The organism is Paenibacillus brasilensis, from assembly GCF_009363115.1.
In the GTDB taxonomy this organism is placed as follows: domain Bacteria; phylum Bacillota; class Bacilli; order Paenibacillales; family Paenibacillaceae; genus Paenibacillus; species Paenibacillus brasilensis.
The window spans coordinates 1,050,846-1,063,414 of record NZ_CP045298.1 but is presented as its reverse complement, the minus strand read 5'-3'; the positions used below and the strand labels follow the sequence as shown (position 1 = coordinate 1,063,414).

The following is a 12,569-nucleotide window of genomic DNA, read 5'->3' as shown; positions in this document are numbered from 1 at the left end:
TAGCCAAAAGCACCAGCAAATCTTGAATTTGCTGGTGCTTTTATTGATATGGGAGCAAGGGGCCATTAATTCGCTTTGCCGAACATGACAATGTTAATCGCCTTGCCAAAGTCTATACCTACTTTGCCAGTCAATTCTGCCGTTTTTTGTGCCAACACGACTGCATTGACGCCACAAGAGAACAGCGCAATATCAAACTCATCTTGGTGTGAAGTGATCCATTGGAGTGTTTCGTGCATCTGTTCATATTGATGAAATGCAAGCGTATGTGCGATATGAAGCCCGTAGGGCTCAGCCTCAAGAACGGGCTTGACTTCGGCGGCCGTCCGGGTGACCAGCAAAATACGTCGATCCTTGAGCATGTCCCAGAAAGCAGGTGTCTGAGCCAAATACCGATTCAGGCAGGCGTGGCAGGTCAGCGGGGGAGAAAGAGCATAGTGAGCAAAAACCTGATCAGTCAGCTCCCGCTTCATATAGGTTGGAGCTTTAATAGATTCATCATCATATGGCAAAATGCCGGAAATGGTAGCTTTGCGCACCGCTTCAGCCACCGCGTCTCGCAGCTCCGTATTTGGTAGAAACAATCCTTTTTGACCGAGATTGGCTTTGACCGCCCAACGTTCCTGTAGCACTTTTTCTATCGGCCAGACCGTATCCTGAGACAAAATCAGATTTTCACCATCTCCAATACGAATGAGCGAGAAGGGCTGTTGTCGATCCAGTGCCAGCTTCAGATCATTTAGTACCTCATCTATCTCCAGATACCTTGGATTAGTCATATCATGTTTCCTCCCAGTTGAACTTTGTATTCTATCATATGTCGAAAGCAAAAAGGTTTTTTGTATGAACGGCTATTCTTTTTTGAATTCTACCTAACTTTTACAAGAGTTGTTGCATTTGTACGTGCCGTTTCACAAGCGTCTTCATAATTTAAGAGAAGACGGTTGAAAGGGAGGAAGAACGATGAACCGCAGGATTGTGATTGAAATTAATTTTAACAACTATGGGATGAATCCCAACCGCCTGACACGTGAGTGGATTAGTGAGCGCATAGATATCTTCAGAACCTACACGCTGCGCAGCTTGCTCAGTCAGACAAATACGGATTTCCTATCTGTTGTCAAGCTGGCGGGCGGATGCAGTGACATCGTGGAAGAGGAACTGGCCAAGCGGGAGCCCATTCCCGACCCTATCCGCTTTGGCACGAGTATCGAAAGCAAGCGTCGTATTCAGGCGTATGTCGAAGGTGCGGACGAATTGCTCATTGCACGCATTGATTCTGATGATTTGTATCATCGTTCTTTTGTACAACAATTGCATGATTATGAGTTTCAGCCGGATACGATTGCGTTGGTGAACCAACTGGGGTATCTGTGGGATGCGGTTGAGGGTCAGATGGCACTGGTATTCCACCGTTCGCCTTCCTTTTATGTATTCCGCTATCAAGTAAAGGATTTTCTGAATGATCATCGTATCGTCATTCCTGGCAAGGGTACGCACGGATATGTAACAGAGCTTCCGCACGAGGTGATTCCGCTTCGCAACTATGTGAACGTCATTCATGCTGCCAATACCTCGGTGAAGAAAGTACCGGCCAAGGATCGGCTGACAGAGAGTGAAATGAACGCTGTGCTGGCTGAATTTATGGGAACGGACACTGCCAATTCGTAACGGTCAGGAGGAGATTATATTGTTCAAAGGAAAAAAACTGCTGGTGACCGGAGGAACGGGATCTTGGGGGCAACGGCTAACGGCTGAATTGCTGAAGGAGGGACCGGCGGAAATTCGTATTTTTTCACGTGGTGAATTTGCACAGATTGCTATGCAGCGGCAATTCCAATCTGACCCTCGATTGAATTTTGTCATTGGGGATATTCGGGATCTTCAGGCATTGCAAGAAGCCTGTCGCGGGGTGGACTATGTATTCCATCTGGCGGCATTGAAGCATGTTCCTGTGTGCGAGAGACAGCCCGAGGAGGCTTTCAAGACAAATGTTCACGGTACGGAAAATGTGATCCGGGCCAGTATTGACCAGGGAGTTGCCAAGGTTATTGACGTCTCTACTGACAAGGCGGTAGACCCGGTGAATGTATATGGCATGACCAAGGCAATTGGCGAGAGAATGATGATTCGTGCCAACGCTTTGAGTGAGCGCACTCGCTTTGTGTGTATTCGCGGCGGCAACGTGCTGGGGACGAGTGGAAGTGTCGTACCTCTGTTCAAACGTCAGATCGCAGAAGGGCAGGATTTAACGCTGACGAGCCCTGAGATGACACGCTTCTTTCTCACGCTCGGCGAGGCGATCGGTTTGCTGCTGAAGGCTTCTGTCATGGCGATTGGCGGAGAGACGCTGGTGATGAAAATGAAGGGCTGCAATATTGCTGATCTGGCAAACGTGATGAAGGAACAGGCTGGTCAGCCGACGTTGAAAGTGAAGGAGATTGGCATACGCGGCGGGGAAAAGCTGCATGAGGTGCTGATTTCCCCCTATGAGGTGCCGCACACGTACCGCTATGATGATCGTTATTTTGTTATTCTTCCCCCGCAAGCAGACGAGCGCCTGCTGAGCCAATATGGCGGACTGGAACGGGTGAGCTTCGATCAATATCGCTCGGACGATGAATTGATGGACCGCGCGGGGATTGGTGAGCTGCTGCGAGGAATGGAGTAACCGATGAAAGAGGTGGGTATTTTGCAACTTATTGAAAAAATAACTAAAGGAACTGTAAAGGTTGCGGTAATTGGCCTCGGTTACGTGGGGCTGCCGATGGCAGTCGAAATGGCAAGGGCCGGTTATGATGTGTATGGTGTGGATTCCGATCCCGCCAAAGTAGCCAAGCTGCTTCAAGGACAGTCGTACATCATAGACATTAGCGATGCTGCGTTGAAAGGTCTGATCGGGCAGCAGCTATACCCGGTTACGGATATCAAGGTGCTGGAGCATGTCGATATTGTTGTCATTTGCGTGCCTACGCCGCTGACAGCCGGACATCAGCCCGATACATCCTATATCGAAACAGCTATTGATCAGGCAATCCCTCATTTACGCAGACAAACGCTGCTGATTCTGGAAAGCACCACCTATCCGGGAACGACCGAGGAACTGATTCGACCGGTAATTGAACAGCGGAGGGGCTGGACGGTAGGTAAGGATTTTTATGTGTGCTTTTCACCGGAACGCGTCGATCCGGGCAGTGTCCATTTTAATATTCGCAACACACCTAAAGTGATCGGCGGCTGTACGCCGGATTGTCTGGCAGCAGGAGCAAGCTTTTATGGCTCCTTTCTGGAGCAAATCGTCCCGGTCAGCTCGACAACTGTGGCGGAAGCCGCCAAGCTGTTCGAGAATACGTTTCGCAGCGTCAATATTGGAATGGTCAATGAGCTGACAGCTGCTTGTGAGAAAATGGGCATCAACATATGGGAGGTACTGGATGCAGCCGCAACCAAGCCATTTGGCTATATGCCTTTTTACCCGGGACCTGGCATCGGGGGACACTGCATCCCGGTCGATCCGTTGTACTTGTCGTGGAAATCCGAGCAGCATGGGCTTCCGCTCGAGTTTGTGGATTTGGCCGATCGCATGAACCGACGTATGCCGCTGTATATCGCGGACCGAATTGAAACCATGCTCGCACAGGAAGGGAAAGCCATAAATAAGGCCAATATCATCCTGGCAGGCGTAGCCTATAAAAAAGACATTGATGATGTGCGCGAATCCCCTGCTCTTGCCCTGTTTGAGCATCTGATGGAAAAGGGGGCTTCGGTAAGCTTTACCGACCCGCATGTATCAAGCTTTAAGCTGAACGGGAAGGTGATCCGATCTCGGACGGCCAATGCCCAGCTATGGGAAAGTGCAGATATTGTAGTTATTACGACTGACCACTCTGTGCTGGACTACCAGCAGTTGGTGGACCATGCTCGGCTGGTCTTCGACACGCGCAATGCCACAGCGCACTGCAAGGGTGGCCACGTCGTGATACTGGGGCATCCCGGTGATAGAGGGGGCGCCGCTGTTGGCTAACCGTGATCAGGTGAATGAACGTTATTACGGGCAGATCAATTCGGAGGAATCACATGAGGCCACCCGCCATAGAATCCACTGGATTTGCTGCCATGTGCAGGGCCGTACCGTGCTGGATGTCGGGTGCAGCCAGGGGATAACGTCCATTTTGCTCGGGCGGGAGGGCTTTGAGGTGACGGCCATTGATTTGGAAGAGGACAGTATTTCATATGCAAAAAGAGAACTTCGCCAGGAATCTGCAACTGTCCGGGGAAGAGTCCACTTTCAGTTAAAGGATATTTCACAATTTGAACGTCCTCCCGGCGGATTTGATACGATTATTTTAGGCGAAATATTAGAGCATTTTGCGCACCCTCATACTCTGCTTGCTCATGTCTACCGCTTATTGAATAAAAAAGGATCACTTGTTCTTTCCGTACCCTACGGATACCATCCGTTTCACGATCACAAGCGGACCTATTATGCCGGAAGCCTGTCTCGTGTGCTGTATCCTTATTTTGATGAAAAAGCGCTGGAGGTTCATCACAAATATTTGTGCTTCGCAGGCCGCAAAAAGTCAAAAGAAATGCGTGAGGTCCAGCCGGGGACAGAGCACCTGGCCCGTTGGATGAAGCTGGACGAGGAGCAGTTTCGTCTGGTGGAGCAGCAGCATGCTCGTAAAATGAATCAGCGTAAGGCTGCACTGGACAAGGCGGTACAGCGAACCCGACAGATGGAGGAACATTTTTTTTCACTGGAAGGGCATGCACGTGTAGAACAGATAGGCAAGGTGCAGCCATGACTGAACAACCCATAGCCGGACAACCAACGACCATCAGCTTGTGTATGATTGTGAAAAACGAGGAGCAGACACTTGCCCGTTGTCTGGACTCGGTCGCGGACCTGATGGATGAAATCATCATCGTGGACACGGGCTCAACGGATCAGACGAAAACGATAGCCGCCCGTTATACGGATCGGCTGTATACGTTCGACTGGGATGATGATTTTGCGGCCGCCCGCAACGCATCGTTTGATCAGGCGACGTGCTCCTATATCATGTGGCTGGATGCGGACGATGTACTGCTGGGACCCGATCGCAAGCGCCTGCGTTCCTTGAAGCAGCGTTTGTCTGCGGATATCGACGCAGTGGTGATGCCGCTTCATTTGGCAGAAGGAGAGCAGGGTGAATTGTTGTTCACCTCACGCCGTACCCGCCTCGTGAAGCGAGAACGACAATACCGCTGGGAAGGGCGTCTGCATGAGGATTTGGTGATACCCAAGGGACGAATCATCCATGCGGATGTGGCTGTAACGCACCGCCGAATGGACGACCACACGCTCCGTAATCAACGTATCCTCGCCCGGTGGATCAGCGAAAGTGGCAAGCTGGAAGGGCGATTGCTGTATTTTCACGCGAATGAATGCTTTGATCGTAAGGAATATGCCGAGGCGGCAGAGGCGTTCAGCCGTCTGCTGGAGGAGCCAAGCGGGTATCGGGAGGATCGGATTACAGCTTGCGCGCGATTGGCGGAATGTTATCTCCATCTCGGCAAGCCGGAGCAGCAGCTGGATAGTCTGCTGCGGTCCTTTCGATACGGTGTGCCGCAAGCAGATTTATGCTGCATGATCGGTGACTGGTTTTTCACGCGCAACGAGTGGAGCACTGCCGTGTACTGGTACGAAAAAGCATTGGAGCAGCAGCACCATGCTACGGATTTAAGACCTGTCCCGCGGCCATGCTACTCCTGGTTGCCCCATGTGCGGCTCAGTCATTGCTACGCCCATTTGGGTCAGCTGGACGCATCGTATGAGCATAACCGGGCCGCTTTACGTTATTTGCCTGACGATCCGCATTTGCTGGCTAACGAGGGCAAGCTCAGGGAGGCTATTCCCGATCTATCTTCCGCTGCCCCTCCTTCAAAATAATTCAAGCTGCTCTGGCCCCTCGTTCCCCTGAGGTGGTTTGCGGGGTGGAAAAGGCTTGGGGTCCATGCCGAGCAACGTCATCAGCTGCTTGGCGTTAGCAGCGGCATCTCCTCCCGAATTGTTATTGAAAATAACGCAAATCTCACGGCTCTGCTGCTCCAGCTCCAGCAATCTGTCTCTCCATTCGGTCAACTCTTGTTCGTTGTACCGATACAGATAACGAACCTCCCGCCAGTTGGGTGCGGAGCTTTGATTCCAGCCGGAACTATTTCGTCCATGGAGACGTACGACCGTCAAATTACTGTCTGTAGCCTGCGGCACAATGGGAACAGAGCCTGGTCCGGCCTGTGGCTCGTCGCATACGCTGTGTATCCAGCCTTCCTCGCGCATAAATGCCAGTGTTTGTTTGCGAAACTCGGCTGTGAACCAGCTTTGATGTCTAAACTCAAGTACAGATGGGACTTCTCCCATTCTTTTTTTTGTGTCTCGCAGTAGGGCGACATTTTCGCGTGTACAGTCGAACCAGGGCGGGTACTGAAACAGCACCGCCTTGAGCTTGTCCACTTCGAGGAGAGGCTGTATGGATGCATGCAATGCTTCATACATTGCATCAGTTGTTTTAAAATAAGGCTGCTTGCCACGTGTATGTCCGGTCATGCCCTGATAGGCCTTGACGAGAAATGAAAAGGAGTCAGGGGTTTCGGCTGCCCAGCGGGCCATGCGATCCGTCGGTTGCACCGCATAAAAAGAACTATCCATCTCCACTACCGGAAAATGGCTTCCATAAACGCTTAATTTTTGATTAGCTTTGGTGCCGGTCGGATACAGGTCATCGTGATCGCCCCAGCCTGTCAGTCCAATTTGAATCATAGCTTTATCGCTCCTTTCCTTCATGAAATACGCTTAAAAGGCATTCCCACGATTCATTTTAATGATAAAATGGGGTGAACCTCATGAAGCTGGTATGGAGTTCCTATGAATATTTAAGCTCAATTACGATTATTGTAACATTTCCTTAATCGTAATGCTTTTGAGTTTCCAGTTTGAAAAAGCTAATATAATATGTAATAGAGTGAAATGAGTCCATGGAGGAGAAACGATATGGCAGAGTGGTACGAGCAAAGCTTTGGGGAAGATTATTTATTGGTATACAAGCATCGCGACTTTCAGGGAGCCTATCAGGAAGTGCAGAAAATGATCTCTTGGCTCAAATTACCGCAGGGCTCCAGCGTATTGGATTTATGCTGTGGGATGGGACGTCATTCGCTTGCACTTGCCGATGCGGGCTATAAGGTGACGGGGGTGGATCTGTCCGATGTGCTGTTAAGAGAGGCGCATGCTGCTGATCCGGAAGGACGGGTAAGCTGGCATCAAGGCGATATGAGAGCCGTACCGCTGGATGAAAGCTTTGACGCAGTGGTGAATTTGTTCACCTCCTTCGGCTATTTTGAGAAGGATGAAGAGCAGCTTGAAGTATTAAAGGAAATTTATCGGCTGTTGAAGCCGGGAGGGCGCTTTATCATAGATTATTTGAACCCTGCCTATGTAGCTGCCCATCTGGTGCCACATTCATCACGCGAGGATGAAGGGAATTGGATTGAGGAGCATCGGGTGATTGAGGATGGATTTGTGAAAAAACAGATCGCGATTCGCTCATCCGAATCGGCTGCGACCGCTGAAGCTGCGGCTGGTCTGGATACTACCGCAGGGGAAGAATCCGTGCGGGTGTACCATGAGCGGGTGAAGCTATATCCATATGGAAAATTCCGGGCATTGCTGGAGCAAGCCGGATTATCCGTAGAACAGGTGCACGGAAGCTATAATGAAGATCAATATATCGAGGACGCCTCACCCCGAATGATTTTTGTCGGCATGCGGGTTTGAAACGGAAAGGCGGATGGGTAGCATGAAATTGCCAGAGCTTACACCGTGTGAAGGGATAGATGGGGGCTTTCAGGTCAAAATATCAATGTCCTTTCCGCTGCGTTGGGTGAACAGCTATGTGCTCAAGGGACAGCACGGTTTTACGATTGTAGACCCTGGTCCGCGCAATTTGGACACAGAGGCAGAATGGGCGCATGTCTTCCAGCGGCTAGGGATGTCCTTTGCGGATATCTCGGACATTGTGGTGACTCATCATCATCCGGATCATTACGGGCTGGCAGGCTGGATGCAGCAGCAAAGCCAAGCGCGCGTACATATGTCGGCTCGAAGCCATCAGGAAGCAATAATGATGTGGGGGGGCCGGGCATCGACAGCTGCGATGGAGCATACGCTTCCCGCTTTTTTTGTCCGGCATGGCTTCCCTTTGGAGCAGGTACCCGGCTTGGTAGCCCATATGCTGCAGGCGTATTCGCAAGTGAATCCACAGCCTGAGATTACGGTCATTCCTATTAGGGAGAATGCCTGTTTGGAGCTGGGCGGACGCCGCTGGCAACCTATTGAGACAGGAGGGCATGCACCCGGGCATGTATCCTTGTATGAGGCGATAAGCGGCGTCATCCTGTGCGGAGATGCGGTCTTACCGCAGATTTCGCCCAATATCAGTCTGCTGCCCGGAAGTGATGCCCAGCCCTTGCAGTCTTATATAGACGGTTTGCAGCGACTGCGCGAGCTGGAGGTAGCATGGGCATACCCGGGGCATCGCAATCCGTTTGATACTTTTCATGAACGGACGCAAGCGCTGCTGACTCATCATGAAGAACGGCTGGAGAAATTCCGGCAGTTGATTCAGCCGGAGGGGAGTACCTCCTACGAGCTATGTATAGCCGTGTTTGGTGGCAAGCTGGGGATACACCAACTGCGGTTTGCTATGTCGGAGACGCTGGCTCATCTGGTGGAGCTGGTACGCCGTGATCGGGTTTGGATGAGCGAGACGGGGCAGATTACGCACTTTATACCTTTGCCGGGAATAGTTACCGCATAAAGCTACCGAATATAGCAACCGAACATAGCAACTAGACTAAGCAACATAACAAAGCGGCACGCATGCCGGGAAAGAGGCTTTTATGAATTTGCTGCTGCTGGGAGCCACCGGACGCGTAGGACGGTTTATATTGGAATACGCATTGGCGGACGGCCATACCGTTACGGCCCTTGTCCGTTCACCAGGCAAGCTGGAGGAATACGCATTAAAATACGGGGCTCAGCTCCAGATCGTGCAAGGGGATGCTACCCATACCGAGGATGTAGCGCGAGCGCTGGCGGACGGGGCGTCGGCTGTCATCAGTGCACTGAATACGGATGGGGCTACTACCTTATCCGTGAATATCGACCTGCTGGTCCGGCACATGCAGAAGCAGTCGGTTGCCCGTCTTATTACGGTAGGGACAGCAGGGATTTTGCAAAGTCGCACCGAGCCGGGCATGTTTCGGTATGAGTCGTCCGAGACTCGGCGACGCAGTACCCGTGCGGCAGAGGAGCATCGGCGAGTGTACGAATTGCTGCGTGCTTCGGCGCTGGACTGGACCATTGTCTGTCCAACCTATCTGCCGGACGGTGCGCGGACAGGAATTTATCGTGTGGAAAAAGACTTTTTGCCTGAAGGCGGTTCTCAAATTACTACCGCTGATACGGCTGATTTTACCTATCGTCAATGGAAGAGCGACGAATTTATACATGCACGTGTAGGCATTGCCTACTGATCGTAAAACGTCAACCATAGTTTTATTTTTAACATTCAGTGAGAGCGCGGTAAGTGTATCTACTTATTTGCGTTCTATTTTATTTGACAAACCATCAGGATTAGAATACTATGATTCTTAATGGAAACATTGTTTCCATTATCGCGAGTAAGGTTTTATATTGAAAATGGCAGTATCTTCAAAAGAGCAACAACTAAGTAAAAGGAAGTGTAAATCATGTCTGAGTCATCGCAGCCCTATAAAACCTATTCGGAAGTGAAGCTTCAGCAGCAGCAATTGCTTCGTAAAAATGTTATTGATGCCGCATGCATCCTTCTTGTAGAGGAAGGGCCTGAGGCCGTGACCGTACGACGGGTTGCGCAGAAATTAAGCTGTTCAACCAAAATTATTTACAATATCTTCGGCAGCAAAGATGGTTTGGCCAACGAGATGTACCTGGATGGATGCCGACTGCTGGCGGGAGCCTTTCAGCAAGTACCCGTCACCGAAAACACACTCACTGACTTGGAAGCCTTAAGCTGGGCGTACTGGGAATTTGCGCAGCTTCATTCGGCTTATTACAAAATGATGTTTGGCGGGGCCTTATCAGATTTCAAGCCGGATGAACAGAGCCTGGAAGGTACGACAACAGCCCTGTCCCGATTCCAGCAAACCGTCGTACACGCTATGGAGCAGGGTCAATTGGCGGAGCAAGATCCGTTGCTGGTCGTCCGAATGCTGTGGTCTGCTTTACACGGGGTTATACACCTGCATTTTGCAGGCCATTATTCGGATGCCTCTGTGGCCAAAGAGATTTATGCATTTACAATGAAGCAGACACTGGCTGCATGTAAGGTCCCCTCATTGTAATTATAAGATTTGAAATGTGCTGAGGTCGTCATAATAGATGGCTTCAGTTCATTATAGAGTAGTGGTAACAATGTTTCTGAAAAAAAACAACAATACTATGGAGGTCATCATCATGTTTATGTATGCAAATAAAACGGCTCTGATCACGGGGGCTTCATCCGGTATTGGCGAGGCGTTCGCCTATTCGCTCGCAGCTAAAAAATGTAATCTTATATTGGTGGCACGAAATGAAACGAAATTAAGGGCGCTCGCCAAAGAGCTTTCCGAAAAATATTACGTAAAGACAACAGTGATTGCGCTTGATCTGTCCGCAGCAGGGGCGCCACAAATATTGCATCAGGAGGTTCAAAAACATCAGCTGAAGGTGGATCTTTTAATCAACAATGCAGGCTTTGCTACTTATGGGTACTTTGAACAGGTCTCAGGAGAAAGGCAGCATGAGGAGATCATGCTCAATGTCGCTGCCTTAGTAGATATTACACATGCTTTTATGCCTGATTTATTGCGTAACCGGGATGGGGGAATCATCAACGTCTCTTCCACAGCCGCATTTCAGCCCGATCCGTATATGGCTGTTTATGGAGCAACCAAAGCATTCGTGCTTTCCTTTAGCGAAGCGCTTTGGGCTGAAAATCGAAAACGAGGGTTAAAAGTGCTTGCCCTTTGCCCAGGTTCAACAGAAACTCCATTTTTTGATGTTGTTAACGCAAGTGAAGCATCTGTTGGCATTAGAGAAACGCCTGACACGGTTGTGAAAAATGCGCTAAGAGCATTTCAAAAAGGCCGAAGTCACATCATTTCCGGTCGCCAAAACTATTGGGTCGCCCAGGTTTCCCGATTTTTTTCCCGTCAAGCCACATTGGGAATTGTAGAACGTACGCTACGACCGCAAAAATAAGCGGGCTGTAAGTAATAGCAATGCATCAGGTGTACTTCATATGCCAGGTCTGATCGGTTCTAAGCTGTATCAGACCTGACATTTCTGTTTACATGAATAAACGCTCGCTACTCCAGCCTTCTGGAATCCAGCCCTTTGGAATAAAGTAAAATTCCATCCCGCTTCTCCCAGCCGTTGGCCGACCAGAAGCGTTGCCCTGCTTCATTATGCTCCATCACAAATAGATGACATTTATCTATGCCCTCTCGCAGTAAAGCTGACAATGCTTCATTCACCAACAACGGGGCAATTCCTTGACCGCGATGCTCTGTAGCTACGCCCAGATGATACAGAAATCCTCTACGACTATCATGTCCTGCCATAATCGTACCTACGATACTGCCTTCATACTCACACACATAGCTAAGTCCTTCATTTCGCTGCAAAAAGCATGCAATTCGCTCCGGCGAGTCGGCTTCGCTTAATCCCAATCCTTCCAAACCGTTCCATAGTGCAAAAGCCTGATCGTAATCATCAGCCCTCATCATGCGGATTGTATATTTGTCATTTACATTTTCAGTTAGGCCTGTCATGTCCAGTTCTCCTCTTACCCTGTATCTATCTGTTGTTGTCTAACGTGTTGTATGCGGTGCGCTTTCTTCCCCAAGCTCCTGTTCACGCTCTGCCTGTTTGCGATGGGCGATGCGGCTGCTGGCTGAAGCTGCGATAGCGCCGACAATATCGTCCAGAAACGTATGGATCGGCCCGAGGCTTTTATCATTCAGGCGTTTCAGCACACCCGGTTTGAGTTTATCGACATAACCGTAATTGGTAAACCCAATGCTGCCATATACATTCACGATGGAAAAGGCCAGAATTTCATCGACTCCGTACAGTCCCTCATCATTCTCAATCATATCCTGCAATGGGGGAATAAGAGCGCCCTGTTCGGCAAGGATATCCAGCTGGATACCGGTGAGCACTGCATTTTGAACCTCGCGCTTCATCAGGACCTTGTCCACATTTTCAATGCATTCTTCGATCGTTAGAGTTGGGTAATATTCTTTCTGTAGCAGCATGACCAGTTCTGCGATTTCAGTCATGCTTACACCACGCTTGTGCAGCCATTCACGGGTGGCATCAGCTACCTTTTTACTATTCAGGCTATAAGGTGCTTTTTTCTTATCCATAAAACGGTAGTTCCCCTCCTCGTATAGGTTCTGATTTTTGCTGCGATATGACCAGTGTGTCCAGTCAGCTTAAAAAG

General features: G+C 49.9%; 14 protein-coding genes. 10 read left to right on the top strand and 4 right to left on the bottom strand.

The genetic code is table 11. The annotated features are described in order from the left end of the window. Window positions 1–65 precede the first annotated feature (65 nt). A complete protein-coding gene (locus tag GCU48_RS04885) occupies window positions 66–779 on the bottom strand; it encodes a GT-D fold domain-containing glycosyltransferase (protein ID WP_152379258.1) in 714 nt (237 codons plus the stop codon). Window positions 780–963: 184 nt separating this feature from the next. Here GCU48_RS04885 and GCU48_RS04880 point away from each other — a divergent pair, with 184 nt between their 5' ends. The 5 genes from GCU48_RS04880 to GCU48_RS04860 are packed head-to-tail and all read left to right on the top strand — an operon-like array spanning window position 964 to window position 5,932. After that, entirely contained in the window at window positions 964–1,671 is a 708-nt protein-coding gene (locus GCU48_RS04880; protein WP_152379257.1) for a glycosyltransferase family A protein, read from the top strand. 19 nt (window positions 1,672–1,690) lie between these two features. Beyond that, window positions 1,691–2,671 (top strand): polysaccharide biosynthesis protein, encoded by a 981-nt coding sequence (locus GCU48_RS04875; RefSeq protein ID WP_152379256.1) that lies wholly within the window; start codon window positions 1,691–1,693, stop codon window positions 2,669–2,671. Window positions 2,672–2,674: 3 nt separating this feature from the next. Next, window positions 2,675–4,024, top strand: coding sequence for a nucleotide sugar dehydrogenase (locus tag GCU48_RS04870; RefSeq protein WP_152379255.1), 1,350 nt, complete (start codon window positions 2,675–2,677; stop codon window positions 4,022–4,024). Continuing rightward, complete coding sequence (locus tag GCU48_RS04865; RefSeq protein ID WP_152379254.1) at window positions 4,017–4,805, top strand: class I SAM-dependent methyltransferase; 789 nt, start codon at window positions 4,017–4,019, stop codon at window positions 4,803–4,805. Before GCU48_RS04870 ends, GCU48_RS04865 begins: the two co-directional genes overlap by 8 nt. Then, entirely contained in the window at window positions 4,802–5,932 is a 1,131-nt protein-coding gene (locus tag GCU48_RS04860) for a glycosyltransferase family 2 protein (RefSeq protein ID WP_152379253.1), read from the top strand. The genes GCU48_RS04865 and GCU48_RS04860 overlap by 4 nt, the downstream gene beginning before the upstream one ends. Here GCU48_RS04860 and GCU48_RS04855 read toward each other — a convergent pair. Then, window positions 5,924–6,802: a DUF72 domain-containing protein gene (locus GCU48_RS04855; RefSeq protein WP_152379252.1), complete on the bottom strand. Its 879-nt coding sequence runs from the start codon at window positions 6,800–6,802 to the stop codon at window positions 5,924–5,926. The two genes, GCU48_RS04860 and GCU48_RS04855, sit on opposite strands and share 9 nt — an antisense overlap. Window positions 6,803–7,033: 231 nt before the next feature. On the opposite strand from GCU48_RS04855, the gene GCU48_RS04850 reads away from it, so the two are divergent. The 5 genes from GCU48_RS04850 to GCU48_RS04830 all read left to right on the top strand — a co-directional run bounded on the left by GCU48_RS04850 (window position 7,034) and on the right by GCU48_RS04830 (window position 11,323). Next, window positions 7,034–7,816, top strand: coding sequence for a class I SAM-dependent methyltransferase (locus GCU48_RS04850; RefSeq protein ID WP_025717526.1), 783 nt, complete (start codon window positions 7,034–7,036; stop codon window positions 7,814–7,816). Window positions 7,817–7,838: 22 nt separating this feature from the next. Then, window positions 7,839–8,858 (top strand): MBL fold metallo-hydrolase, encoded by a 1,020-nt coding sequence (locus GCU48_RS04845; protein ID WP_152379251.1) that lies wholly within the window; start codon window positions 7,839–7,841, stop codon window positions 8,856–8,858. Window positions 8,859–8,940: 82 nt separating this feature from the next. Beyond that, window positions 8,941–9,576 (top strand): NAD(P)-dependent oxidoreductase, encoded by a 636-nt coding sequence (locus GCU48_RS04840; RefSeq protein ID WP_152379250.1) that lies wholly within the window; start codon window positions 8,941–8,943, stop codon window positions 9,574–9,576. Window positions 9,577–9,792: 216 nt separating this feature from the next. Beyond that, on the top strand, window positions 9,793–10,425 hold the full coding sequence (locus tag GCU48_RS04835; protein WP_152379249.1) for a TetR/AcrR family transcriptional regulator: 633 nt from the start codon (window positions 9,793–9,795) through the stop codon (window positions 10,423–10,425). A gap of 112 nt (window positions 10,426–10,537) precedes the next feature. Then, entirely contained in the window at window positions 10,538–11,323 is a 786-nt protein-coding gene (locus GCU48_RS04830; protein WP_152379248.1) for an SDR family NAD(P)-dependent oxidoreductase, read from the top strand. A 107-nt stretch (window positions 11,324–11,430) separates the two neighbouring features. On the opposite strand, the gene GCU48_RS04825 is transcribed toward GCU48_RS04830, so the two are convergent. Beyond that, window positions 11,431–11,895: a GNAT family N-acetyltransferase gene (locus GCU48_RS04825; protein WP_152379247.1), complete on the bottom strand. Its 465-nt coding sequence runs from the start codon at window positions 11,893–11,895 to the stop codon at window positions 11,431–11,433. Between the two features lie 39 nt (window positions 11,896–11,934). After that, complete coding sequence (locus GCU48_RS04820) at window positions 11,935–12,492, bottom strand: phosphatidylglycerophosphatase A family protein (protein ID WP_152379246.1); 558 nt, start codon at window positions 12,490–12,492, stop codon at window positions 11,935–11,937. Between the last annotated feature and the right edge of the window lie 77 nt (window positions 12,493–12,569).

What these genes read in the sequence shown, in the direction of transcription:
- GCU48_RS04885 (WP_152379258.1), bottom strand. Translation starts at nt 779, where the DNA reads ATGACTAATCCAAGGTATCTGGAGATAGATGAGGTACTAAATGATCTG.
- GCU48_RS04880 (WP_152379257.1), top strand. Translation starts at nt 964, where the DNA reads ATGAACCGCAGGATTGTGATTGAAATTAATTTTAACAACTATGGGATG.
- GCU48_RS04870 (WP_152379255.1), top strand. Translation starts at nt 2,675, where the DNA reads ATGAAAGAGGTGGGTATTTTGCAACTTATTGAAAAAATAACTAAAGGA.
- GCU48_RS04860 (WP_152379253.1), top strand. Translation starts at nt 4,802, where the DNA reads ATGACTGAACAACCCATAGCCGGACAACCAACGACCATCAGCTTGTGT.
- GCU48_RS04855 (WP_152379252.1), bottom strand. Translation starts at nt 6,802, where the DNA reads ATGATTCAAATTGGACTGACAGGCTGGGGCGATCACGATGACCTGTAT.
- GCU48_RS04850 (WP_025717526.1), top strand. Translation starts at nt 7,034, where the DNA reads ATGGCAGAGTGGTACGAGCAAAGCTTTGGGGAAGATTATTTATTGGTA.
- GCU48_RS04845 (WP_152379251.1), top strand. Translation starts at nt 7,839, where the DNA reads ATGAAATTGCCAGAGCTTACACCGTGTGAAGGGATAGATGGGGGCTTT.
- GCU48_RS04840 (WP_152379250.1), top strand. Translation starts at nt 8,941, where the DNA reads ATGAATTTGCTGCTGCTGGGAGCCACCGGACGCGTAGGACGGTTTATA.
- GCU48_RS04835 (WP_152379249.1), top strand. Translation starts at nt 9,793, where the DNA reads ATGTCTGAGTCATCGCAGCCCTATAAAACCTATTCGGAAGTGAAGCTT.
- GCU48_RS04830 (WP_152379248.1), top strand. Translation starts at nt 10,538, where the DNA reads ATGTTTATGTATGCAAATAAAACGGCTCTGATCACGGGGGCTTCATCC.
- GCU48_RS04825 (WP_152379247.1), bottom strand. Translation starts at nt 11,895, where the DNA reads ATGACAGGCCTAACTGAAAATGTAAATGACAAATATACAATCCGCATG.
- GCU48_RS04820 (WP_152379246.1), bottom strand. Translation starts at nt 12,492, where the DNA reads ATGGATAAGAAAAAAGCACCTTATAGCCTGAATAGTAAAAAGGTAGCT.